25 protein-coding genes and 1 other RNA gene are annotated in these 24,458 nt (G+C 64.7%); 13 read left to right on the top strand and 13 right to left on the bottom strand.

The annotated features are described in order from the left end of the window. Positions 1–31: 31 nt before the first annotated feature. From IC66_RS0110920 to ssrA, 12 genes are all read right to left on the bottom strand, one after another. Complete coding sequence (locus IC66_RS0110920; RefSeq protein WP_038947629.1) at positions 32–1,738, bottom strand: ATP-binding protein; 1,707 nt, start codon at positions 1,736–1,738, stop codon at positions 32–34. Further along, positions 1,735–3,249, bottom strand: a complete 1,515-nt coding sequence (locus IC66_RS0110915; protein WP_028145469.1) for an ATPase domain-containing protein — start codon at positions 3,247–3,249, stop codon at positions 1,735–1,737. The genes IC66_RS0110920 and IC66_RS0110915 overlap by 4 nt, the downstream gene beginning before the upstream one ends. A gap of 305 nt (positions 3,250–3,554) precedes the next feature. After that, positions 3,555–4,052, bottom strand: coding sequence for a GNAT family N-acetyltransferase (locus IC66_RS0110910; protein WP_028145468.1), 498 nt, complete (start codon positions 4,050–4,052; stop codon positions 3,555–3,557). A 166-nt stretch (positions 4,053–4,218) separates the two neighbouring features. Then, positions 4,219–5,322, bottom strand: a complete 1,104-nt coding sequence (cax, locus tag IC66_RS0110905; protein ID WP_028145467.1) for a calcium/proton exchanger — start codon at positions 5,320–5,322, stop codon at positions 4,219–4,221. A gap of 94 nt (positions 5,323–5,416) precedes the next feature. Continuing rightward, on the bottom strand, positions 5,417–5,698 hold the full coding sequence (locus tag IC66_RS0110900; protein WP_028145466.1) for a hypothetical protein: 282 nt from the start codon (positions 5,696–5,698) through the stop codon (positions 5,417–5,419). Positions 5,699–5,889: 191 nt separating this feature from the next. Beyond that, complete coding sequence (gene feoB / locus IC66_RS0110895; protein WP_038947628.1) at positions 5,890–7,761, bottom strand: ferrous iron transporter B; 1,872 nt, start codon at positions 7,759–7,761, stop codon at positions 5,890–5,892. A 37-nt stretch (positions 7,762–7,798) separates the two neighbouring features. After that, positions 7,799–8,074, bottom strand: coding sequence for a FeoA family protein (locus IC66_RS0110890; protein ID WP_018319701.1), 276 nt, complete (start codon positions 8,072–8,074; stop codon positions 7,799–7,801). Between the two features lie 124 nt (positions 8,075–8,198). Next, the gene (locus tag IC66_RS0110885) at positions 8,199–8,450 is read right to left on the bottom strand and encodes a ribbon-helix-helix domain-containing protein (RefSeq protein WP_018319702.1); all 252 of its coding nucleotides are present in this window, start codon (positions 8,448–8,450) and stop codon (positions 8,199–8,201) included. Further along, entirely contained in the window at positions 8,447–8,635 is a 189-nt protein-coding gene (locus IC66_RS0110880; RefSeq protein ID WP_028145464.1) for a DUF4169 family protein, read from the bottom strand. Before IC66_RS0110880 ends, IC66_RS0110885 begins: the two co-directional genes overlap by 4 nt. A gap of 281 nt (positions 8,636–8,916) precedes the next feature. Beyond that, positions 8,917–10,350 (bottom strand): class II fumarate hydratase, encoded by a 1,434-nt coding sequence (fumC, locus tag IC66_RS0110875; RefSeq protein ID WP_038947627.1) that lies wholly within the window; start codon positions 10,348–10,350, stop codon positions 8,917–8,919. Between the two features lie 89 nt (positions 10,351–10,439). Continuing rightward, complete coding sequence (locus IC66_RS0110870; protein ID WP_038947626.1) at positions 10,440–10,958, bottom strand: SspB family protein; 519 nt, start codon at positions 10,956–10,958, stop codon at positions 10,440–10,442. Positions 10,959–11,068: 110 nt separating this feature from the next. Next, positions 11,069–11,433, bottom strand: a transfer-messenger RNA (tmRNA) gene (gene ssrA / locus IC66_RS42980). Between the two features lie 95 nt (positions 11,434–11,528). Between ssrA and IC66_RS0110865 the strand changes: the two genes are divergently transcribed. From IC66_RS0110865 to IC66_RS0110810, 12 genes are all read left to right on the top strand, one after another. Continuing rightward, entirely contained in the window at positions 11,529–12,143 is a 615-nt protein-coding gene (locus IC66_RS0110865; protein ID WP_038947625.1) for a chromate transporter, read from the top strand. Next, positions 12,140–12,670 (top strand): chromate transporter, encoded by a 531-nt coding sequence (locus IC66_RS0110860; protein ID WP_028145460.1) that lies wholly within the window; start codon positions 12,140–12,142, stop codon positions 12,668–12,670. Before IC66_RS0110865 ends, IC66_RS0110860 begins: the two co-directional genes overlap by 4 nt. A 94-nt stretch (positions 12,671–12,764) precedes the next feature. Beyond that, positions 12,765–13,526 (top strand): tripartite tricarboxylate transporter TctB family protein, encoded by a 762-nt coding sequence (locus IC66_RS0110855; RefSeq protein WP_028145459.1) that lies wholly within the window; start codon positions 12,765–12,767, stop codon positions 13,524–13,526. Between the two features lie 7 nt (positions 13,527–13,533). Then, positions 13,534–15,048 carry a tripartite tricarboxylate transporter permease gene (locus tag IC66_RS0110850; RefSeq protein ID WP_028145458.1) on the top strand — a complete coding sequence of 505 codons (1,515 nt, stop codon included), beginning with the start codon at positions 13,534–13,536 and terminating at the stop codon, positions 15,046–15,048. 143 nt (positions 15,049–15,191) lie between these two features. Further along, positions 15,192–16,172, top strand: a complete 981-nt coding sequence (locus IC66_RS0110845) for a tripartite tricarboxylate transporter substrate binding protein BugD (protein WP_038947624.1) — start codon at positions 15,192–15,194, stop codon at positions 16,170–16,172. Positions 16,173–16,343: 171 nt separating this feature from the next. Then, a complete protein-coding gene (locus IC66_RS0110840) occupies positions 16,344–17,138 on the top strand; it encodes a thymidylate synthase (protein ID WP_018319711.1) in 795 nt (264 codons plus the stop codon). Positions 17,139–17,143: 5 nt separating this feature from the next. After that, complete coding sequence (locus IC66_RS0110835; RefSeq protein ID WP_028145456.1) at positions 17,144–17,629, top strand: GNAT family N-acetyltransferase; 486 nt, start codon at positions 17,144–17,146, stop codon at positions 17,627–17,629. After that, positions 17,629–18,138, top strand: coding sequence for a dihydrofolate reductase (locus tag IC66_RS0110830; protein ID WP_028145455.1), 510 nt, complete (start codon positions 17,629–17,631; stop codon positions 18,136–18,138). Before IC66_RS0110835 ends, IC66_RS0110830 begins: the two co-directional genes overlap by 1 nt. Before the next feature lie 153 nt (positions 18,139–18,291). After that, positions 18,292–19,428, top strand: a complete 1,137-nt coding sequence (gene hflK / locus IC66_RS0110825; protein WP_028145454.1) for an FtsH protease activity modulator HflK — start codon at positions 18,292–18,294, stop codon at positions 19,426–19,428. After that, positions 19,425–20,321: a protease modulator HflC gene (gene hflC / locus IC66_RS0110820; RefSeq protein ID WP_038947623.1), complete on the top strand. Its 897-nt coding sequence runs from the start codon at positions 19,425–19,427 to the stop codon at positions 20,319–20,321. The genes hflK and hflC overlap by 4 nt, the downstream gene beginning before the upstream one ends. A gap of 72 nt (positions 20,322–20,393) precedes the next feature. Further along, a complete protein-coding gene (locus IC66_RS0110815) occupies positions 20,394–20,600 on the top strand; it encodes a DUF2065 domain-containing protein (protein ID WP_028145452.1) in 207 nt (68 codons plus the stop codon). 141 nt (positions 20,601–20,741) lie between these two features. Further along, positions 20,742–22,259, top strand: a complete 1,518-nt coding sequence (locus IC66_RS0110810) for a Do family serine endopeptidase (RefSeq protein WP_038947621.1) — start codon at positions 20,742–20,744, stop codon at positions 22,257–22,259. Positions 22,260–22,394: 135 nt separating this feature from the next. Here the strand turns inward: IC66_RS0110810 and serB are convergent, their stop codons facing one another. After that, complete coding sequence (serB, locus tag IC66_RS0110805) at positions 22,395–23,300, bottom strand: phosphoserine phosphatase SerB (RefSeq protein ID WP_038947620.1); 906 nt, start codon at positions 23,298–23,300, stop codon at positions 22,395–22,397. 11 nt (positions 23,301–23,311) lie between these two features. Between serB and miaA the strand changes: the two genes are divergently transcribed. Next, positions 23,312–24,268 (top strand): tRNA (adenosine(37)-N6)-dimethylallyltransferase MiaA, encoded by a 957-nt coding sequence (miaA, locus tag IC66_RS0110800; RefSeq protein ID WP_038947619.1) that lies wholly within the window; start codon positions 23,312–23,314, stop codon positions 24,266–24,268. Positions 24,269–24,458 lie beyond the last annotated feature (190 nt).

The raw sequence follows: 24,458 nt of genomic DNA, 5'->3' as shown, positions 1-24,458 counted from the left end.
TGCGGTTCGGTGCCGTCCCGTTCGTTCGAAGTCAGTACGAACCCGAGCGCTTTGATCCTGCATCGAGCCGTAGACTTGACCTCGCCGCGCTCAGCGCCGCAGACAGCTCGTCGATGTGGTAGGGCTTCGCCAGGATCTGGATGCCCGCCGCCTGCGCCTCATGGACGGAGGCTTCGGCGTAGCCGCTGGTCAGCAGAACCGGTATGTCGTTGCGACGCCGTTTGATCTCGTGTGCGAGTTCAACCCCATTCATGCCGCCGGGCATCATGATGTCCGAAAAGATCACATCGACGGAGCGACCATCGGCCAAAGCGCCGAGAGCCGCGGCAGCGCTGGCGGCGCGTGTGACTTCGTAACCGAGTTGGCCGAGCATCTCGGCGACCAGTGCGGCAACCTCGTCGTCGTCTTCGACCAGCAGGATTCGGCCCTGGTTGCTTTTCTTCGGTCGCACCCTGGTGAGGTCGATGAGGTGCCGCTCGCTCGAAGGGACATCGAACGATCGCGGCAGGTACAGTTCGATGCTCGTGCCCCGGCCGGCCTCCGATTGAATGCGGACCGTGCCACGAGACTGCGTCGCAAATCCATGGACCTGCGCGAGCCCAAGTCCCGAGCCCTTGCCGACGTCCTTGGTCGTGAAGAAGGGCTCGAAGACCCGCGACAGGATCTCCGGAGCCATGCCGACACCTGTGTCGATCACGGACAGCCGGACATAGTCGCCGGCGATCTCCGCGTCGTTCAGCTCGGGCAGGTTTTCGCCGCGGACGAGGATCGTGCCGCCGTTCGGCATGGCGTCGCGGGCATTGACGGCCAGGTTGAGGATCACCAGCTCGAGCTCCCCGGGATCGACCTCCACCGGCCACAGCGAATCCGGAAATTCGAACTCGACATGGACGTCGCCTCTCAGGCTTCGATCGAGCAGCTCGCGCATGCCACCGATCTGTGCGGCGACGTCGACGGGTTCCGGGCGCAGCTTCTGTCGGCGCGAAAACGCCAGAAGCTGCTTGGTCAGGCTGGCCCCGCGCTGCGCCGCCTGGATCATCCCGTCCATCAAGCGGCGACGGCGGTTGGGGTCCGTCTGGCGGTCGAGCATGTCGAGGCCGCCGGAAATCACCATCAGCAGGTTGTTGAAGTCGTGAGCTACGCCGCCGGTGAGCTGGCCGATGGCTTCGATCTTCTGAGCCTGGCGAAGCGTCTCCTCGACGCGAGCGCGCTCGTTCATTTCGAGACGCAGTTGCTCGTTGGCTTCCTTCAGTTCGCGCGTCCGCTCGACCACCAGCTTCTCGAGCTCCTGCGCGGTCTGCTCGCGGGCCTCGAGCAGAGCCCGGATTTCATATTGACGCCGGCGTGCCCGGATCGCCGACTGGATGGCGCTGGTCAGCGTGATCGGCTGAACCGGCCGTTCGAGCAGCGAGACGTTACGGAGAAGCTCGACGATACTGCGTCGCCACGCGACGACCGCCGGCTGTTCTCGATGGCTGGTGAGAACGACAAAAGGGAGGTCGGACCACGGCGGTTGGCGCGCGATCCATTGTGCCAGCGGCGCCGTGTCTCTCCCGAACAATCCTTCCTCGGCCAGGAAGACCGCGCCCACGCCTTCGGTCATCGCGCTGACGAGCGCGGACAGATCGCGGCAGTTGACCGCCTCCAGGCTCGCGCCGCGAAAGAGTTCGGTCGATGCCGGCCCGTCGCGGCCGATCGGGGCGAATACGAGAACGCGGTGATCCGGGTCGAGGCTCATTCGAATGGCCCTTCCGGCAGTGCCCTGCCGGTATAATGCGGATTGCCGGAAAAGATGCCGCTGAACTCCTGCAGTGGCGGGCCGAGCCTGATCCCGCTGCTGCCAAGCCGGAATTCGCGAATGCTATGCTCGTGATTGCCGCTACGCTTCTTGACGACTGACAAGGCGCGCCGCACCGTTCCACCGAATTCGAAATAGCGCAGCATCAGCACTGCATCGCTCAAATAGCTGATGTCGAGCGGCGTATCCATGGGACCTACAAGCCCATGCTGAGCGAGGATCAGGATGGTGAGGACTCCCTGCTGTGCCAGGTAGCTCAGGAGTTCATGCATCTGCAGGATGAGAAAACGTTCATCCGGCATCGCGTTCAGGTAACCGTTCAGGCTGTCGATGACGACAAGGCGGGCGTTGTCGGCCTCGACGCTTCGGCGGAGCGTCGCCGCGAACTCACCGGGCGACAGTTCGGCCGGATCGATCTGTTGAAACCGGATTTTACCCGAGGCGAGATGTTTCTCCAGAGGCAAGCCAAGTGTCCGTGCACGTGCTTCGACCGTTCCACGGCCTTCATCGAATGCGAAGAATACGGCGTGCTCGCCACGTTCGGCCGCCGCAATGGCATAGGTCAGTGCGACCGACGACTTGCCCGCACCGGCAGAGCCGAGCAGAAGCGCGTTGGTGCCGCGTTCGAGCCCGCCTCCCAAGAGCTGATCGAGCTCGGCGTTGCCGCTGGACATGGGCTCACCGGCGAAGGACTTGTGATGTTCGGCCGCGACGAGCCGGGGGAAGATCCGCAAGCCGCCTTCCGAAATTGTAAAATCGTGGTAACCACCGCGAAACCGGATGCCCCGCATCTTGATCACGCGAAGACGGCGCCGCTCGGCCCCATAGTCGATGGCGAGCTGTTCGAGCATCACCACGCCGTGCGCAATCGAATGCAGTTGCAGGTCGTCCTGAGAGGACGAGAGGTCGTCGAGGAGAACGACAGTGCAGTTGCGGTTGGTGAAAAAGTGCTTCAGGGCCAGAACCTGACGCCTATAGCGCAGCGGGTTCTGCGCCAGCAGGCGCAGTTCGGACAGGCTGTCGAGCACCACGCGGGTGGGATCAATTCGTTCGACCTCCCTGAAGATCAAATTGGTGGTTTCGCTCAACTCCATTTCGGCGGGATGGAAGACCGTGAGCTCGCGCTCCGGGTCGAGCGTCGTCTCCGGTGGCACCAGTTCGAAGATGTCGACCCCGTCCAGCGACCAGCCATGCCGACGCGCGACGACACTCAGCTCCCTCTTGGTTTCGGACAGGGAGATATAGAGCACGCGTTCGCCATCACGCACACCTCTCAGAAGAAATTGCAGCGCGATCGTGGTCTTGCCGGTGCCAGGCCGGCCCTCGTAAAGATACATCCGATTGGCGTCCAGGCCGCCGCCCAGGATGTCATCCAGGCCGTCGCTGCCGGTCGAAACTCTCGGCGAATCCTTAAGGTCGCTGTCTGGAGCAGCCCTCGACGGACCGGTCATTGAACCCCCTCGCGCATGTCTTCCGGAAGCTGATTTTGCCCGAGCGCCCAGAGGCTGGCAGCCGGGGTTGGACCGAAGAGGTCCTTCCAAGGAACTCTTCAGACAGGAACGAGTTCCCGCAGAGAGGTTACCCGGGCGATCGATGGCCCCGGCTTGAGCTATCGATGCAAGAAGCCAGTTGCGGGTCGGAGCGTCCAAGGGACGAGCCGCAATAGACTGTGCCGATAGCTCGGTGCTGTCGGTTCAAAACTGAACACAAGCTCCTGTGCTCGCCGCAGGTGGATTTGGTCGCATCGTGGTGGCGGTCATCGCCTTGCGCGGTAGATCACCACGTCCTCGCCGTGACGACTCGTGCGCCGCTCGAGCAGGTAATTCGATTTCTCCAGCACGCGGCGCGATGCGCCGTTTGCGGTATAGACGATGCCGATGAGAGACGGCAGCTCGAGTTGTGACAGCCCGATCTCAGTCAGCTCGGTCGCGGTCTCGCTGGCAAATCCCCGGCCCCAGAGACTGGGTGTGAACGCGTAGGCGATCTCGATCTCGTCCACGTCATCCACCAGGATGTGCCGGATGCCGGCCCGCCCGGCAAATGCGCCGTCTTTCGTGCGCAGGGTCCACAGGCCAAAACCGTATTGATCCCAGTGCGCCATGTTGACGGCGAGATATTTCTCCGTTGCCTCCGCCGAACGCACGCCGCCGATGTAACGCGACGCTTCGGGATCCAGATGGAGCGCGACGAGGTCGGCGAGGTGACTTTCGTTCAGCCTCTCCGCGGTCAGGTTGTCGGTACTGAAGCGATCCATGGAAGCAGGGTGTCGCGCGGAGCTGGTCGCGATCTGGATGTTGTTGAGGCCGATGATGCCATCGTGCCGCTGTTTTGCCCGACAGGTCAACCGGCTCGCGGCCTTTAGGTTTTTGTTCAAGCATGGTCCTTTCGGAAAACCGCCGCGCACTTTTCCGGATCATGCTTTAGACCGGGCCGTGCGAGCCGGGCGGGACCATGTAGAGCGTCATCGCGAAGATCGTGTAGATGCAGAGCAGGAGGGCACCGACGAACCAGGCGGAGCGTCCGCCATTGGTGACGAAGCTCGTCACCACGGTGGCGATCATGACCATGGTCACCGCTCCCGGCCAGAATTGAAGGTCCATGGGCTGCGGCCCGACGACGTAGCTCAGCAGCACGAGAACGGGTGCGACGAACAAGGCGATCTGGCTGGCGCTTCCGAGCGCGATGCTCACGCTCAAGTCGAGCCGGTTGCGGCGTGCCGCGGAAAACGCCACGGCCATCTCGGCCGCAGCCCCGACCAGGGCAACGACGATGAATCCGACGAATGCCGGGGTCATGCCGAGCGTTTCGGCGGCCTTCTGCACCGATGTCACGAAGATCTCGCTCACGAGTGCCACCAGCACGGTGACGATTCCCAGTGTCGGAACGGCGATCGCAATCGGCAGTATCGGGCCGCCTGCCTCGCCATGGTCGCTGCTTGCAAACAGCTCCTTGTGCGTCTTCAGCGAGAACAGCAGGCTGAGACCGTAGGCCGCAATCAGCAGGACCGCCAAGGCGGTGCTCAAGCGCTGCACCGTCGCCTCGTGGCCGGGAAAGTCGAGGTCGGCCACGGCCGAGGGTGACAACAGGGCGATCGTGGCCATCAGCAGCAGCGCGGAATGGAGCCTGCCGCCTGCCCGGTTGTATTCCTGCACGCGATGCCTCAATCCGCCCAGAAACAGCGATGCGCCCAGCATGAATAGCGAGTTGGTCACGATCGCACCCGCAATCGAGGCTTTGACCAGCATGTATTGACCGGCCTGCAACGCCGTGACCGCGATGATGAGCTCCGTGAGATTGCCAAGCGTGGCGTTCAACAGCCCGCCGACCGCATCGCCGGTCTTCTCGGCCACGGCCTCCGTCGCGTGGCTGAGCAGGCTCGCGAGCGGCACGATGGCGATCACGGCCAGCACGAACAGCAGCGTATGCGCGTCCGGCATGACATGCTCGAGCACGATCACGACAGGCACGACAGCCAGCAGCCACAGCAGCGGGCTGTGCCGGATTTCCCTGAGCAGCGCGTTCATGGTCCGTCCTACGCGGTCAGACCTCGACGCTGCCGCCGGAGTGGGGCCCGGTGTTGATCTAGCTCAACGGCTTGTGCGCCCTCGAACCGGCGCCTCAATAGCAGGGCGGATAGGGGTGATATCCACAAGCCCGGCGATAGCCATAGGCGCCATAGGCGGCAGCTCCCGCCGCTGCGGCACCGTAGTAAGCCCGCCGATGGACTCTACGGTTGACGCCGGCAACGCTTCCCGGCGTGAGCGGGCGTCCGACGCGGGCCTCGGCGGTGTCAACGGACACGGCGAGCGCATCCACCGGCGAGGTGTGGAACGACAGGGGCGCTGCCGTGAACAGCGCGGCGGTGACGAACAGTCCGATCAGCTTGGCATGTCCAGTCATGTGCTCTCTCCCTTTGCAGGACGACGAGAAAGCGTGACAGGCGGGTGAGGTGGACCATTGACCGAAATCAATGGTCGCGGTTTCCTGGGATCGCCTGGCCCGGATGATTCCTGCACTCGCGTAAGCCATTGATTTCACAACCCCGGTCTACTGTGCATGGGGTTGTTTTCGCAATTTTAGTTTTGAGGGCTTCAGCCGGCGCCCAGCGCCACCGCGACGTTGTACGTCAGGAGGCTCGCGGCATAGGCCAGCACCAGCATGTAGGTGAAGGTCACGGCCATCCAGGTCCAGCTTCCGGTCTCGCGCCGGATCACGGCCAGCGTCGAGGCGCATTGCGGCGCGAAGATGTACCAGGCCAGCATCGACAGCGCGGTGGCGAGCGACCATTTCGTCGCGAGCACCTGGCCGATCTGCTCGGCCGCTTCCTTGCCGCCCTCGATCGCATAGACGGTGCCGAGCGCCGCGACCGCGACCTCGCGCGCCGCCATGCCCGGGATCAGCGCGACCGCGATCTGCCAGTTGAAGCCGACCGGGGCGAGCAGGGGTTCGAGCGCCTTGCCGATGATGGCGGCGAGGCTGAAGTCGATGGCGGGCTCGGTGGCGCCCGCCGGCGGCTGCGGGAACGAGGCCAGGAACCAGATCAGCACCATCATCGAGAAGATCGTGGTGCCGGCGCGCACCAGGAACATCTTGGCGCGGGTGTAGATGCCGATCGCGATCGATTTCAGCTGCGGCATCTTGTAGTCCGGCAGCTCCAGCATGAACGGCGCCGGCGCAAAGTCGCGCAGCATGAAGAACTTGATCAGGAACGAGACGGCAAGCGCGCTGATGATGCCGGCGGCGTAGAGGCCGAACATCACGAGGCCCTGCAGGTTGATGAAGCCCCAGACGTCCTTCGCAGGGATGAAAGCCGAGATGATCAGCGTGTAGACTGGAATACGCGCCGAGCAGGTCATCAGCGGCGCGATCAGGATCGTGGTCAGTCGGTCGCGCTTGTTGTCGATCACGCGCGTCGCCATGATGCCGGGAATGGCGCAGGCAAAGCTCGACAGCAGCGGTATGAAGGCGCGGCCGTGCAGGCCGGCGCCGCCCATGATGCGATCCATCAGGAACGCGGCGCGCGCCATATAGCCGAAATCTTCCAGCAGCAGGATGAACAGGAAGATGAGGATGATCTGCGGCAGGAACACGATGACGCTGCCGACGCCGGAGATCACGCCATTCTGCAGAAAGCTCTGCAACAGGCCGTCGGGCAGGGTGGCCTGCACGAGCTCCCCGAGCGCGTCGAAGCCGGACTTGAGCACGTCCATTGCTGGTTGCGCCCAGGCGAACACCGCCTGGAACATCACGAACAGGATCAGCGCGAGCACGATGAGGCCGCCGACCGGATGCAGCACGATCGCGTCGATCCGCGCGGTCCAGGTGTCGGGCCTAGCAGGCAGGCTGACGCAGTCGGCGATGATGCGGTCGGCCTCGCGCTGGGTCGCGCGCAATTCGGAGACGCTGAGCGCGCGCCAGCTGTTCGCCGCCGCCTCGGCGGCGAGCCTTACCGAGATCTCGTCGGTCAGCTTCAAGAGGTCGGCGGTGCCGCCCTTGCGCACCGCGATCGAGGTGACCACGGGCAGGCCGAGCTCCTTGGCGAGCCGCTCCGTGTCGACGGTGATGCCGCGGCGGGCCGCGATGTCGAACATGTTGAGCACGAGCAGCATCGGCCGTCCGGTGCGCTTGAGCTCGAGCAGCAGGCGGATGGTCAGCCGCAAATTGGTCGAATCGGCCACGCACAGCACGAGGTCGGGCACGGTCTCGCCGGACGCCTTGCCGAGCACGAAGTCGCGGGTGATCTCCTCGTCGGGGCTGCGGCCGCGCAGCGAATAGGTGCCGGGCAGGTCGACCACCGAGACCTGACGTCCCAGCGGAGTGACGAAGAAGCCTTCCTTGCGCTCGACGGTGACGCCCGGATAGTTTGCGACCTTCTGCCGGCTGCCCGTCAGGGCATTGAACAGCGAGGTCTTGCCGCTGTTCGGCGTGCCCACCAGGGCGAGATGCAGCAGGGGTAATTCCATGGAATCACTGGTCCGGGATCAGAGGTCCGGTCGCTGTCTAGGCGACGATGATGGCCATGGCTTCGCGGCGGCGGACCGCAATCGTGATGCTGTCGACCCGCACGGCGATCGGGTCGCGCCCGACCAGCCCCTCGTGCAGGACCTCGACCCGGGCGCCTTCGACGAAGCCGAGCTCGATCAGGCGGCTCTCGAGCTCGATGTCGGAGAGCGCCGAGCCCGCCTCGCGAGCGGAAAGATGCTGGATGACGCCGGTATAGCCGCGCTGGGCCAGACCCAGCGGCATGTGCGGGCGCGTGTCATTGGTGTCGGTCATGCCCTGTATTTTCAACGCAAGGCATTGAGGTCAAGCGCGCGCGCTCCCTGAAACCGCACCTTAGAGTGATTTTAAAGTGCGGGTGGCGGAGCGCCGTCGAAGGCGCCCCCGAGGGCTGGGTTGGCTACTGGGCCGCGACCTTGTCCGGCTGGGGGGCCATGGCCCGGCTCTTGAAGTAGTCCAGCACGAACAGGCGGATCGCCGACGACAAATTGCCCTGCTGGCGGTTGTTGTCGATCTCGCCGACCAGCTCGGACAACGTCATGTTGCGCAAGCCGGAAATCTCCTTCATGCCGTTCCAGAACGCCTCTTCCAGGCTGACGCTGGTCTTGTGCCCGGCGACGACGATCGACCGTTTCACGACCGGCGACTTCATGGCTGCTCCTCGCGATCGATCTGATGCTGATCCAGATGCGCTTTCGCCTTGTCCGCGCGCGTCTCCTGCGCCGACCGTTCCGCCTTCGTGCGACCGAACTTCGTCCGGTTGGCGTCCGCCTGCTTCGCCGAGGCTTCCCGTTCGGCGCGCTTCCTGAAACGATTCAGGTTGATGACGTTCCCCATGCCGCGTCTCCATCATCCGATCCTTTCCAGGCAGGATGAAACACTCAGAAACAGGGTGCCGCACTGCGCCCCACAAGACTTGATCGCCATTCGCTTGTCCTCGTCAATCGGCCTCTAGGGCCATCAAACGATGAATTTCGCCCCCTTCGAGGGGCGGAAGGGCTGCGTAGCACGCCGTCCTGCCGGAACATTGACGGTAATCAAATCCCGCCCCCAAAGCCGCACATTTCTAGGGCGCCGAGCGTCCGTATCATTACGGATGGCTATCGGAATTCGGAGTTCTATCCCGGGCTGGTCATCTTCTCGGGGCGTACCAGGCGATCGAACTCATCAGCCGAGACGAAGCCGAGCCGCAGCGCCTCCTCCTTCAGCGTGGTGCCGTTGGCATGGGCCGTCTTGGCCACCTTGGCGGCGTTGTCGTAGCCGATCTTCGGGGCGAGCGCCGTCACCAGCATCAGCGAGCGCTGCATCAACTCACTTATGCGCTTTTCGTCGGCACGGATGCCGCTCACGCAATGCTCGGTAAAGGACCGCGCCGCATCCGCCATCAGGCGGATGGAGTGCAGCATGTTGTGGGCGAGCACGGGCTTGTAGACGTTGAGTTCGAAATGGCCCTGGCTGCCGGCCACCGTGATCGCGGTGTGATTGCCGAACACCTGGCAGCACACCATGGTCATCGCCTCGCACTGGGTCGGATTGACCTTGCCCGGCATGATCGAGGAGCCCGGCTCGTTCTCCGGCAGGACAAGCTCGCCTAGGCCCGAGCGCGGGCCTGATCCCAGGAGGCGGATGTCGTTGGCGATCTTGAACAGGCCTGTCGCGACCGAATTGATGGCGCCGTGCGCCAGCACGTAGGCGTCGTTGGAGGCCAGTGCCTCGAATTTGTTGGCGGCGCTGGTGAAGGGCAGCTTCGTGATCCCGACCACGTGCTTGGCGAAAAGCTTCGCGAAGCGCGGCTTCGAGTTGAGGCCGGTGCCGACGGCGGTGCCGCCCTGCGCCAGCGGATAGAGGTCCTTCACCGCGACCTTGAGCCGGGCGATGCCGCTTTCGACCTGCGCGGCATAGCCGGAAAACTCCTGGCCGAGCGTCAGGGGCGTGGCATCCTGCGTATGAGTTCGGCCGATCTTGACGATGTTTGCGAACGCCTTCTCCTTTTTGCGCAGCGCGCGGAGCAGCTCATCGAGCGCAGGAATGAGATCGGCAGTGATGCGACTTGCGGCCGCGATGTGCATCGCGGTCGGAAACGAATCGTTCGACGACTGGCTCATGTTGACGTGATCGTTGGGATGCACCGGCTTCTTGGCGCCGAGCTCGCCGCCGAGCAGCTCGTTGGCGCGGTTGGCGATCACCTCGTTGAGGTTCATGTTGCTCTGCGTGCCCGAGCCGGTCTGCCACACGACGAGCGGGAAATGGTCATCGAGCTTGCCCTCGATCACCTCGCGGGCGGCGCGGATGATGGCGCCCGCGCGGCGCCGGTCGAGCAGGCCGAGCTCGAGGTTGGACTGTGCCGCGGCGAGCTTGACGATGCCGAGCGCGTGCACCAGCGAGATCGGCATGCGGTCGGTGCCGATGCGAAAGTTCTGGCGCGAGCGTTCGGTCTGCGCGCCCCAATAGCGGTCGGCAGGGACCTCGATGGGACCGAAACTGTCGGTCTCGATGCGGGTGGTGGGGCGGGCGGTCTTCGCGCGGGCGGCTTTGGCCATGAGCACATCCATTCTGCCGCGCGAAACACCGCGCGGCTCTTTCGTGTGCTTCTCTATATAGGGAGTTCGGCCGCGTGCGACGGGTTCGGGTCCAACCTAGATCATTTCTTGCGGAAACGATCGAGCCGCACGACTTCGGCGCCGCCCTGGTTCGGGGCCGCCGGCTCCTCCGTGCTTTCCGCCGTTTCAGGGGCGGGCGTCTGCACGGCGGCGGCCGATGGCGCGGGAGCTGTCGGCAGCGTCTCGGGCGCGACCTCGGCGACGTCAGACGTGTCGAACTGCAGGCCGAACTTCACGGACGGATCGAGGAAGCTCTTGATGGCGCTGAACGGCACGATCAGCCGCTCCGGAATGCCGCCGAAGGACAGGCCGACCTCGAAGCGGTCCTCGAGCACGGTCAGGTCCCAGAACTGATGCTGCAGGATGATCGTCATCTCTTCCGGATATTGCGCCAGCAGCCGCGACGACAACTTCACGCCCTCGGCCTTCGACACGAAGGTGATGAAGAAATGGTGCTCGCCCGGCAGGCCCTGGGCCGCGGCATCGGTCAGCACCTTCCGCAGCACGCCGCGCAGCGCGTCGCGGGCCAGCACATCGTATCGGATATGATCGGTCGCCATGGTGGTCCTGTTGCATCCCCGAAGCCGGACCGTGCCGACTCGCCAAGCCGCAATAGTACCGCGCCTGACGGGTCAGCAGGAGTCCCCGCCGGGGAAGAAATCAAGAGTAAAGTGGAGGCTTCTGTTGCCAGGTGCCTCCGAACCCCGCCTAACGGAGCTAACCCGTTAGGACTTTAAGATGGTCTTTCAAACTGCGTTACGCAGCCTGAGCAACCGGAGCAAAGTTGTCGTTGGCAACTATTGCAGTAGCCCGATAACGGCGGAACAATACCGGGAAAAAGTACGCCCTTTACGCCCTCGTCGATCCTATTTCGCCCCCGCCAAAGCCCGCTTCGGGATGACCGGTTGGTGGGTTTTGGTGGAGGCGCCGGGTACCGCCCCCGGGTCCGAATGGTTTATTGCGACGACCGTTTATTTCCATAGCCGGCGAACCGGCAGCCCCAATATAGGGCGCAAAGGTTTCGAATGACAGGTGTTTCGCGCGGCGATCCCACGGTTCCCTTTGGATAGGTTCCGGACGGGCAGGGCAGGAGCTTGGCGGCGTGGCGACCGGCCCTCTAAGCTCCTGTGATGCCCGACGATTCCGCACCGGCGGCCCAACCAGATCAGATGCCGGATCAACCGGCCGCCGGCGCCGCGTCGCCCGGCCTGCTCGCGCTGTTCCTGGCCTTTGCCCGGATGTCGCTGGCCGGCTTCGGCGGGGTCTTGGTGTTTGCCCGGCGGGCGATCGTCGAGCAGCACCGCTGGATGAATGCGGACGAGTTCAACGAGACTTTTGCGCTCTGTCATTTCCTGCCCGGACCCAACATCGTCAATCTGTCCATGGTGTTCGGATCAAGGCTGCGCGGCATCGCGGGCGGGCTTGCCGCCTTTGCCGGGTTGTTGCTGCCGCCGACGCTGATCATGACGGTGCTTGCGATCATCTACGCCCGTTACGGTGACCTTGACGTGCTGCGCCGCAGCCTCGCCGGCATTTGCTGCGCGGCGGTCGGTCTCTTGATCGCGGTAGTGTTCCGCATGATGACGCCGCTGCTGAAGAGGACGGATCCCCTCGCACTGATCCTGATGGCCGGCGTGTTCCTCGCCATCGGCGTGCTCCGCCTGCCGCTTCCGGCGGTGCTGCTGGTCGCGATCCCCATCAGTGTCGGCGCCACTTTTTTCCTGCGGCGGAAAGTAGCAGCATGAAGCCTGAGAATCCGATCTGGGCGCTGATCTCCACCTTTGGACTAATGTCGCTGTTCGCCGTCGGCGGCGCCGCGGCGGCGGTGCCCGAGATGCACCGCATTGCGGTCGAGGTGCATCACTGGATGACCGATAAGCAGTTCACCGACGCCTATGCGATCGCGCAGCTCTCGCCAGGTCCGAACGTGCTTATCGTGACGTTAATCGGCTATGCCGTCGCCGGCATCCCCGGCGCGCTGGCGGCGACGCTGGCGATGTGCCTGCCGACCGCGTTGCTTGCCTATTATGTCAGCCGCCTCCTGAATCGGCCCAGCAAATCGCGCTGGCCCGGTTTGATCCAGGCTGCACTGGTTCCGCTTTCGATCGGATTGATGGCGGCGAGTGCCCTGATCCTGGCCCAGTCGACCGATCGCACAATTGCTGCAGTGCTTCTGACCGCAATGGTTGCGGTGATCGCCTCGGTCTCGCGCATCAATCCACTCTGGCTCCTGCTCGCCGGGGGACTGTTGGGTTTTGCTGGCATTGTGTAATGAAAATCGCTAGGCAGTGGTCGGGCGGGGGATCCATTTCCAGCCGATTTAGAACAACAGTGCTCGTGACTTACGGGTCGCGGAGGAGACATGCATGGCCGATACGATGGGCCACTCGGCGACTGCCACCCGAAACACATCGGTGGCGCTCGGCTTCTGTCTGCTGGCGATTGCGCCGCAGATTTTCGAATTCATCTGGTCGATAGGGACGATTTTCGGTTGGGGCGCGGGCCGCGGCCCGGCCACGGTCGTGATCAGCCACGCCACCGCGTTGCTCGTCGGTGCGCCCGGTACGTTGATGGGAGCGGCCACCGGTGACACCAAGAAGGCGTCGTCCGAGGTGCTGCTCGCGCTGATCTATTCCTATCCGATCTTTGCGGTGGCGATCGTCACGCTGTTCATGACCATCAAGTCGGCGCAGGACTATGTCGGCGGGGTCATCCTGATGGCGCTGGCCCTGTTTGCGCTGTGGGCCTCGAGCGATCTGCAGGGGATGCGCGGCTTCTCCTTCGGCGCCGGCACCGCGCCGCGGATGTTCGGCGGACTGCTGGTGGCCTTGTCCGCCGGCATCGCCCTGACCGGACTTCTGACCGATGGGCCGGCGATGGCCCATTACTCGTGGCGCGGGCCGATGTTCGTGATGGCCGCGATCCTGTTTTTCGCGCTGGCGATCCGGCCGCTCGGCCTCGTGGTCACGGCCTTTGCGAGCTTCATGATCGCCGCGACGGGGTCGCATGAGACGCGCTGGCTGGAGGCCGCCATCGTCGGCGCCTGCCTGACGATCGGCTGCGCGATCCTCTTTCCTTACGTGCTCGGGCTGCCGATGCCGATGTACCCGCGTTTCCTGATCCAGTGAGGGTGTGATGGATATCTTTGCCAACCTCGCTCACGGTTTTGCCGTCGCGCTGTCCCCGATCAACCTGCTGATGTGCCTGATCGGCGCGCTGGTCGGCACCCTGGTCGGCGTGCTCCCGGGCATCGGCACCATCGCCACTGTCGCGATGCTGCTTCCGATCACCTTCGGATTGCCGCCGGTCGGCGCGCTGATCATGCTCGCCGGCATCTATTACGGCGCCCAGTATGGCGGCTCGACCACGTCGATCCTGGTCAATATTCCAGGTGAGGCGACATCGGTCGTCACCGCCATCGACGGTCACCAGATGGCCAAGCAGGGCCGCGCCGGCCCGGCGCTGGCGATCGCGGCGATCGGCTCGTTCTTCGCCGGCTGCGTTGCGACCGTGCTGATTGCCGTGCTCGGCGCGCCGCTGACCAAGCTCGCGCTGGCGTTCGGCCCGGCCGAGTATTTCTCGCTGATGGTGCTCGGCTTGATCTTTGCGGTCGTGCTGGCCAAGGGCTCGGTGCTGAAGGCGATCGCGATGATCGTGTTCGGCCTGCTGCTGTCGATGGTCGGCTCGGACATCGAGACCGGCGCCTCGCGCATGGCCTTCAACATTCCGGAGCTCGCCGACGGCCTGGGCTTTGCGACGGTGGCGATGGGCGTGTTCGGCTTTGCCGAGATCATCCGCAATCTCGACGCCGGTGCCGAGATGAACCGCGACCTCGTGCAGCAGAAGATCACCGGCCTGATGCCGACCAGGAAGGATCTGATCGACTCGACGCCGCCGATCCTGCGCGGCACCGTGCTCGGCTCGATCCTCGGCATCCTGCCCGGCGGCGGCGCGGTCATCGCCTCGTTCGCGGCCTATACGCTCGAGAAGAAGCTCGCGAAGGATCCGAAGCGGTTCGGCCGCGGTGCGATCGAGGGCGTGGCGGCGCCGGAAAGCGCCAACAACGCTGCGGCGCAGACCTCCTTCATCCCGCTCTTGACGCTCGGCATCCCGCCGAACGCGGTGATGGCGCTGATGGTGGGCGCGATGACCATCCATGGCATCGTGCCGGGTCCGCAGGTCATGCAGAAGCAGCCCGACCTCGTTTGGGGCATGATCGCCTCGATGTGGATCGGCAATCTGATGCTGATCATCATCAACCTGCCGCTGGTCGGAATCTGGGTCCGGTTGCTTCGCGTGCCGTACCGGCTGATGTTCCCCTCGATCGTGATCTTCTGCGCGATCGGCATCTACTCGGTGAACAACGCGCCGGTCGACGTCATCCTTGCCGGCGTGTTCGGTCTCGTCGGCTACTGGCTGATCAAGCACGATTTCGAGCCGGCACCGCTGCTGCTCGGCATGGTGCTCGGACCGCTGATGGAAGAGAACCTGCGCCGTGCGCTGCTGATCTCGCGTGGCGACTGGAGCGTGTTCCTGACGCGTCCGCTGTCGGCGGTGCTGCTCGCGATCGCGGCGAGCCTGCTGCTGCTTACGGTGCTGCCTGTGTTGCGGTCGAAGCGCGACCAGGTGTTCACGGAGTCCGAGAACTAGGTGGCTCCTGAGTCGGCGCCGTCGCCTGCGTCGGCGCGCCGCATTCGGAAGTCGAATCGACTTGTGTTACGGCTTCGTGAAATGAAAATGCCGGCCTTTGGGCCGGCATTTTGCTTGTGTCCAAGGGAACGACGGGGATCGACATGACCTTCATTCGCGCGCTCACGAGCGCATGTGCCGCAGCGCTCGCCTCGCTGTGCGCTTTTGCTGTGCCGGCCGATGCGCAGACTTATCCGACGCGCAGCATCACCATGATCGTACCGTTCGCGGCTGGCGGACCGACTGACGTGATCTCGCGCATCGTCACCGGGCATATGGCGCAGACGCTGGGACAGAGCATCATCATCGAGAACGTGGTCGGCGCCGGCGGCACCACCGCAACCACCCGCGCCGCGCGCGCGGCCAATGGCGGCTATACGCTCATCACCGGGCATATGGGCACGCATGCCGCCTCCATGCCGCTCTATCCCAAGCTCGCCTATCATCCCGAGAAGGACTTCGAGCCGATCGCGCTGCTCGCGGGTACCCCGATCCTGATCCTCGCGCGCAAGGACTTTCCGCCGAAGGATTTGAAGGAGTTCGTGGCCTATGTGAAGGCCAACGCCGAGAAGGTGAACGCTGCCCATGCCGGCGTCGGCTCGGTCTCGCACGTCTCCTGCGAGCTGCTGCACTCGATCCTCGACATCAAGCCGGTCGGCGTGCCCTTCAACGGCACGGGACCTGCGATGAACGCGCTGGTGGCGGGGCAGGTCGACTACATGTGCGACCAGATCGTCAATGCCGTGCCGCAGATCAATGCCGGCACCATCAAGGCCTATGCGATCGCAACGCCGGAGCGCAATCCGTCGCTTCCGAACGTGCCGACGACGGCAGAAGCGGGCCTGCCGAAATTCCAGGCCCAGGCCTGGAATGCGATGTTCGCGCCCAAGGGAACCTCGCCGGCGATCCTGGCCAGCCTGAACGCTGCGGCCAACAAGGCGCTCGACGACGAGACCGTGAAGAAGCGCCTGCTCGAGCTCGGCAGCGTCATCCCGGGTCCCGCGGAGCGGACGCCGGAGGCGCTGGCCACCCTCGTGAAGAACGAAATCGCGAAATGGACCCCGGTGCTGAAGCCGGCAACTTAGGCAATGCGATCAAGCTGATAGGGCAAGGGGCGGGACGTAAGTTCCGCCCCTTGTCGTTTGCGCCGGGAGGACTCACTTTTCCGGGTATAATCGGAGCGGACAGCGAATCGCCGCTGTTGCAGCGCGGGGGCGGCCGCTAAGTTCGCCGGCTCCCCAAAGGCTCAGTCGCACATGCACCAGTATCAGGACCTGCTCGAGCGGATTCTTTCAGACGGCGCCGAAAAGACCGACCGGACCGGTACCGGCACGCTCTCGGTGTTCGGCCATCAGATGCGCTTCAATCTGTCGGCCGGCTTCCCGATGCTGACCACCAAGCGGCTGCCGCTGAAGGCGATCATCCACGAGCTGCTGTGGTTCCTGAAGGGCGACACCAACATCAAATATCTGCGCGATAACGGCGTCACCATCTGGGACGAATGGGCGGACGCCAATGGCGATCTCGGCCCGGTGTATGGTCATCAATGGCGCTCCTGGCCGGCGCCTGACGGCCGCAGCATCGACCAGATTGCGAACGTGGTCGACATGATCAAGCGCAATCCGGACTCGCGCCGCCTGATCGTCTCGGCGTGGAATCCAGCCGAGGTCGACAAGATGGCGCTGCCGCCATGCCATTGCCTGTTCCAGTTCTACGTCGCAGGCGGCAAGCTGTCCTGCCAGCTCTATCAGCGCTCGGCCGACGTCTTCCTCGGCGTGCCCTTCAACATCGCCTCCTATGCGCTGCTGACCATGATGGTGGCGCAGGTCACCGGCCTGAAGCCCGGCGACTTCGTGCATTCGTTCGGCGATACCCATCTCTATTCCAACCATCTGGAGCAGGCCCGGCTTCAGCTCACGCGCGCGCCGCGCGCGCTGCCGGTGATGCGGATCAATCCCGATGTGAAGGACATCTTCTCCTTCCGCTTTGAGGATTTCGAGCTCGTCGGCTACGACCCTCATCCGCACATCAAGGCGGAAGTCGCGGTTTAGCGCCGATGTCGCTCAACATCCGCCGTGTGCGCCCGGGCGAAGCCGGGCTCGTTCTCGCTTTCATCCGAGAACTCGCCGAATACGAAAAGCTCTCGCACGAGGTCGAGGCGACCGAGGCCGACATCGCTGACGCGCTGTTCGGCGAGAGACCGCAACTCTATTGCGCGATCGCCGAGTGGGACGGCGAGCCGGTCGGCTTCGCGGTGTGGTTTGCGAATTTCTCCACGTTCAGCGGCCGCCATGGCATCTATCTCGAAGATCTCTACGTGCGGCCGTCGCACCGGGGCAGGGGCCTCGGCAAGGCGCTGCTGGTCCATCTCGCCAAGGAATGCGTCGAGAACGGCTGGTCCCGCCTGCAATGGGCGGTGCTCGACTGGAACGCGCCGTCGATCGCGTTCTACAAGTCGCTCGGCGCGGTCATGATGGACGACTGGACGCTGTGCCGTGTCACCGGGCCGGCGCTGACGCGGCTTGCCGGGAGTGCGCCCTGATGGAGATCGTCTTCGTCGTCGCGATCGCGGAGAACGGCGTCATCGGCGCCGGCAACGCCATGCCGTGGCGCATGAAATCCGACATGGCGCGCTTCAAGGCGCTGACGATCGGCAAGCCCGTGGTCATGGGCCGCAAGACCTTCGAATCCTTGCCCCGGCCGCTGCGGGACCGCACCAACATCGTGATCACGCGCGATGCGGCCTATCGCGCCAACGGCGCCATTGTCACGACATCGGCCGCGGATGCCGGCGCGGTTGCGCTTGGCGACGCCCTGCGGCGTTCGGTCACCGAGATCGCGGTGATCGGCGGCGCCGAGATCTATCGGCAATGGCTCGATCGGGCCGATCGCCTCGAAGTCACCGAAGTGCACGCGCGCCCCGAAGGCGACACGCGTTTCGACATCGACAAGGCGGAATGGGACGAGGTTGAACGAATCCGCCATGCTGCCGGCCCCGACGACAGCGCCGACTTCTCCTATGTGACATATCGTCGGCGGCGCGGCCATTAACCGCTTTCGTCAATGTTTACATTGACTTTTTCGTGCCCGAGCATAGCTCGGAAGACGGGCACCGCTGCGTTGTAAGGGACTTGCCTGTCCCCTATAAAGCCGGACCGGACAAAGCGGGCGGGGGCAATTCCACCCTGCCGAGGAGAGCGTCGAATGCCGTGGAAGAATCAGGGCGGTGGCCCATGGGGCTCGGGTCCGAAGGGACCATGGGGCTCAGGCCCGCAACCGGTCGGGCCGAGGCCGCCGGATCTGGAAGACCTTCTGCGGCGCGGCCAGGACCGCCTCCAGCAGATCATGCCGGGAGGCTATTTCTCCGGCATCGGCATCACGCTGATCGTGCTGCTGATCGTCGCGTTCTGGCTGCTGTCGGGCTTCTTCCGCGTGCAGTCCGAAGAGCTCGGCGTCGTGCTGCGCTTCGGCAAGCATGTTCGCACCGTGCAGCCGGGCCTGAACTATCATCTACCCTATCCGATCGAGACAGTGCTGCTGCCCAAGGCGCTGCGCGTCAACACCATCTCCATCGGCATGACGCTGATCGACGATCCGGCGCGGCGCGGCCGCTCCATTCGTGACGTGCCGGAAGAGAGCCTGATGCTGACCGGCGACGAGAACATCGTCGACGTCGACTTCACCGTGCTCTGGCGCATCAAGCCGGATGGCGTCGGCGACTTCCTCTTCAACATCCAGAATCCCGAAGGCACCGTGAAGGCGGTCTCCGAGAGCGCGATGCGCGAGGTGATCGGCCGCTCGCAGATCCAGCCGATCCTCACCGGCGCGCGCAACGTCACCGAGCAGGGCGTGCAGGAGCTGATCCAGAAGACTCTGGACAGCTACGGCGCCGGCATTCAGGTCAGCCAGGTGCAGATGCAGAAGGTCGATCCGCCGGCGCAGGTGATCGACGCCTTCCGCGACGTCCAGGCGGCGCGCGCCAATCTCGAGCAGTTGCAGAACGAGGCACAGACCTACGCCAACCAGGTGGTGCCGCAGGCGCGCGGACGCTCGGCGCAGATCATGCAAGCCGCCGAAGGTTACAAGGAGCAGGCGGTTGCCGAGGCCAAGGGCCAGAGCGCGCGCTTCCTGAAGGTGTACGAGGAATACAAGAAGGCGCCCGACGTGACGCGTGAACGGATCTATCTGGAGACGATGGAGCGCGTGCTGGGCGGCGCGGACAAGCTGGTCTATGACGGCGGGCCCTCGGGCCAGGGCATCGTGCCCTATCTGCCGCTCGGCGAACTGACGACCAAGCGGCCGCCTACCACCGGTCCGCAGTCGAGCGGAGGTAGCCGATGAGGTCCCCGGTCACAGGTATCGTCACCCTGCTTGGGCTCCTGCTCGTCGTGATCGTCGGCTACATGTCGCTATTCACGGTGCAGCAGACCGAGCAGACCATCGTGCTGCAGTTCGGCCGGCCCGTCGACGTCGTCACCGCACCCGGCCTGCACTTCAAGGCGCCGTGGAATTCGGTGATCAACATCGACAAGCGGATTCTCGACCTGGAGAACCCGTCGCAGGAAGCGATCGCCTCCGATCAGAAGCGGCTCGTGGTCGACGCCTTCGCGCGCTACCGCATCAAGGACGCGCTGCGCTTCTATCAGAGCGTCGGTTCGATCCAGGCTGCCAACATCCAGCTCACCACGCTCCTGAACGCGGCGCTGCGCCGCGTGCTGGGCGAGGTCACCTTCATCAACGTGGTGCGCGACGACCGCGAGAAGCTGATGCAGCGCATCCGCGACCAGCTCGATCGCGAGGCCGACGGCTACGGCATCCAGGTCGTCGACGTCAGGATCCGCCGCGCCGACCTGCCGGAGCAGAACAGCCAGGCGGTCTATCAACGTATGAAGACGGAGCGCGAGCGCGAGGCGGCCGAGTTCCGCGCACAGGGCGGCCAGAAGGCCCAGGAGATCAAGTCCAAGGCCGATCGTGAGGCGACCGTCATCGTCGCGGAAGCGAATTCGCAGGCCGAGCAGACCCGGGGTGCGGGCGATGCCGAGCGCAACCGCCTGTTCGCCGAAGCCTACAGCAAGGATGCCGACTTCTTCGCCTTCTACCGGTCGATGACGGCCTACGAGAACGGGCTGAAGTCGAACGACACCCGCTTCCTGCTGCGGCCGGACTCGGATTTCTTCCGGTACTTCAGTAACCCGTCCGGCAAGACGGCGAACGAGACGCCGGCGAAGCCGTAAGCTAGACAAAGGGCGGCGGATCTCGCCGCCCTTCGTCCAGACAAGAACAGCATAACGGGAGGTTCCAATCCGATGAGGTCCATTGCGTTCGCCGACTTCCTCATCGGCTTGGGCATCCTGTTCGTGCTGGAAGGCTTGATGTTCGCGGCAAGTCCTAACTGGATGCGCAAGGCCATGAAGAGCGCCATCGCCACGCCGGACAACATCCTGCGGGCGGTCGGGATCGGTTCGGCCGTCGTCGGCCTGGTCCTGATCTGGGTTATGCGGCGCCCCATTTAGGCGTCGCGCCAACGCCAAAGTGAAGGCGACAGACCGGTTTTCGCCGTATTATCGGGGTTCTGAGGCCCGTTAAGCTCCGCGCTTGCGCCGTCCTCCCGTCAAGCGCAGTCTGGCGCCGAATCCCTCTCTCTGGAGATCACAATGACCGCTGCCACCATTGCCCCGTCCCGCTCGCGACTTGGTGTGCGAATTGGGCTGGCCGCGCTCGCCGTCGCTGCTTTCAGCGCGTTCGGCACGCCGGTCTATGCGCGCGGACCGGAGGGCATCGCCGACGTCGCCGAGAAGGTGATCGACGCGGTCGTCAACATCTCGACCTCGCAGACCGTCGAAGCCAAGGGCGGCGGCAGCAACGCCATGCCGCAATTGCCGCCCGGCTCGCCCTTCGAGGAGTTCTTCGACGACTTCTTCAAGAACCGCAAAGGTCCGGGCGGCAGCAGCAAGGGTGGCGAGCGCGGAGACGGCGGCCCGCTGCCGCGCAAGACCAACTCGCTCGGAAGCGGCTTCATCATCGACACATCAGGCGTCGTCGTCACCAACAACCACGTCATCGCGGATGCCGACGAGATCAACGTCATCCTCAACGACGGTACCAAGATCAAGGCCGAGCTGGTCGGTGTCGACAAGAAGACCGACCTTGCGGTGCTGAAGTTCAAGCCGACCAAGCCGCTGGTCGCGGTGAAGTTCGGCGATAGCGACAAGCTGCGTCTCGGCGACTGGGTGGTCGCGATCGGCAACCCGTTCAGCCTGGGCGGCACGGTGACGGCCGGCATCGTCTCGGCCAAGAACCGCGACATTTCCTCGGGTCCCTATGACAGCTACATCCAGACCGACGCATCCATCAACCGCGGCAATTCCGGCGGTCCGCTGTTCAACCTCGATGGCGACGTCATCGGCGTCAACACGCTGATCATCTCGCCCTCCGGCGGCTCGATCGGCATCGGCTTCGCCGTGCCCTCGAAGACGGTCGCGGGCGTCGTCGACCAGCTCCGTCAGTTCGGCGAGCTGCGCCGCGGCTGGCTAGGGGTGCGGATCCAGAGTGTTACCGACGAGATCGCCGAAAGCCTCAACATCAAGCCGGCGCGCGGCGCGCTGGTTGCGGGCGTCGACGACAAGGGCCCGGCCAAGCCGGCCGGCATCGAGCCGGGCGACGTCGTCGTCAAGTTCGACGGCAAGGACGTCAAGGATCCGAAGGACCTGTCCCGCGTCGTCGCCGATACGGCGGTCGGCAAGGAAGTCGACGTCATCATCATCCGCAAGGGCAAGGAAGAAACCAAGAAGGTCACGCTCGGCCGTCTCCAGGATCCCGAGAAGGTGCAGGCCGCGGTGAAGACCGACGAGCCCGCGCCCGAGAAGCCGGTGACGCAGAAGGCGCTCGGCCTTGATCTTGCGGCGCTGAACAAGGATCTGCGCACCCGCTACAAGATCAAGGAGAGCGTCAAGGGCGTGGTCGTCACCAATGTCGACGCCAATTCCGACGCCGCCGAGAAGCGCCTCTCCGCCGGCGACGTCATCGTCGAGGTGGCGCAGGAGGCCGTCTCCAGTGGCGCGGACATCCAGAAGCGGGTCGACCAGCTCAAGAAGGACGGCAAGAAGTCGGTGCTGCTGCTGGTGTCGAACGCCGACGGCGAGTTGCGGTTCGTGGCGCTGAGCGTGCAGTAGTCTCGGGCGTGGTCCCGTAGGGTGGGCAAAGCGAAAGCGTGCCCACCGTCTTTCCACCGCCGCAGCAAGAATGGTGGGCACGGCGCCAGCGCGCCTTTGCCCACCCTACGGGTGCGGAGCGCGCCGCGAGAGAGGCTACCCCTCCACGAACTCGTCCCGCCGATACCCCTGCGCATACAGCAGCGCGGTGAGATCACCGTGGTCGATCCGCGCCGCAGCCGCAGCCGCCACGGCCGGCTTGGCGTGATAGGCGACGCCCAGCCCCGCGGCCTGGATCATGGCGAGATCATTGGCGCCGTCGCCGACCACGACCGAGTCGATGTCGTCGAGATCGAACGACTCCATCAGATCCACCAGCGTCGCGAGCTTTGCCGCGCGGCCCAGAATCGGCTCCTTCACCTCGCCGGTGAACTTGCCGTCGCGCACGACGAGCTCGTTGGCGCGGTTCTCCTGGAAGCCGATCTTGGCGGCGACTGCGGTCGTGAACAGCGTGAAGCCGCCGGAGACGAGGCAGGTATAGGCGCCGTGGGCGCGCATGGTCGCGACCAGTTCGCGGCCGCCCGGGGTCAGCGTGATGCGCTTGGCCAGCACCTCGTCGACCACGCCGGCGGGCAGCTCCTTCAGCGGCGCCACGCGCTCGCGCAGCGCCGGCTCGAACTCGATCTCGCCGCGCATGGCGCGTTCGGTGATGGCGGCGACGTGGGCCTTCATCCCGACGAGATCGGCGAGCTCGTCGATGCATTCCTGGCCGATCATGGTGGAATCCATGTCGGCGAGAAAAAGCTTCTTGCGCCGGGCGCCGACTGGCTGCACGACGATGTCGACGGGCAGGTCGCCGCGAAGCTCACGGAGCCGCTCCTCGATGGCGTGACGGTCGCCTTCGAGGTTACTGTCGGCGCCGAAGGGAATGTCGACCGCAACCCCGTCGAACAGCCAGTGCGCGGGCGCCGCCTGGGGCAGCACGGCGCGGGCGCCATCGACGATGGTCGAGTCGAGCGCGGGATTGTCGGGATTGCAGATCAGCGTGGCGACGAGGGACATTTGAGGTTTTCGTGAGCGAGGGGCAAGTCAGCAGAAGCCATGTTGGCAAGGCCGTGCTTATCGCAGGCCCGACCGCCAGCGGCAAGTCGGCGCTGGCGCTGGAGCTTGCCCTCAGCACGGGCGGGGTCGTCATCAACGCCGATTCCATGCAGGTCTATCGCGACCTGCGGATCATCACGGCGCGCCCCACACAAAGCGAGGAAGCGCGCGCGCCGCATCGCCTGTACGGTCATGTCGATGCAGCCGTGAATTTTTCGGCCGGCGCCTGGGTGAGTGATGCCGCCAAGGCGCTCGACGAGGCGAAAGCGGAAGGCCGTCTGCCGATCTTCATCGGCGGCACCGGGCTTTATTTCAAGACGCTGACGGCGGGGCTCTCCGTGGTGCCGCCAATTCCTGCCGAGATACGCGAGGACGTGCGCGCGCGGCTGGAACGCAACGGTGCGGAGGCGCTGCATGCGGAACTGGCGCGTCGTGATCCCAGTGCGGCCGGGCGATTGAACCTGCGTGACCGCACCCGGATCGCGCGCGCGCTCGAGGTGGTCGAGGCGACCGGCCGTTCGCTGCTCGACTGGCACCGGGAGGGCCAGCCGCCGCTGCTGCCGAAGGACAGTTTTCGCGCGGTGTTTCTCGCGCCCGAACGGGACGAGCTTTATGCCCGCATCGATGCCCGCTTCGACGCCATGCTGGGCGCCGGCGCGTTGAGGGAGGTCGAGCGGCTCGCCGCCAGGCATCTCGATCCGCTGCTGCCGGCGATGAAGGCTCATGGCGTGCCGGCCCTGATGCGGCATCTGCGCGGCGAGCTCAGCCTGGAGGACGCCGCAGGAATCGGCCGCGCCGACACCCGCCACTATGCCAAGCGGCAATTCACCTGGTTCCGGCACCAATTGCCTGAGTTCGAATGGGTGAAGCCCGGGGAGGCGAGGGGATGGCTCGTCGCTATCGTGAACGCGGCCCGCGACCCCGCCTGAGGCGCTTTTCTGTCCGGGTTCCCGAATTTACCTCTCGCCGAACCCGGGGAACACCGCTACACTTGCAAAATCGCGCGGGAACGGCCGCATCGCCTTGACATCCAGGCTTTGGCCGCTATGTTTCGCGCAACCTTTGGGAAGCCGGGCACCTGCCATGCGTAACATTATTACCAAACTCCTTATCGCCGTC

Origin of the sequence: Bradyrhizobium genomosp. III, from assembly GCF_000261705.1 — a bacterium.
GTDB lineage: Bacteria > Pseudomonadota > Alphaproteobacteria > Rhizobiales > Xanthobacteraceae > Bradyrhizobium > Bradyrhizobium ottawaense.
Note: the sequence above shows the minus strand (reverse complement) of the source record. Positions and strands in the feature narration are given on the sequence as shown.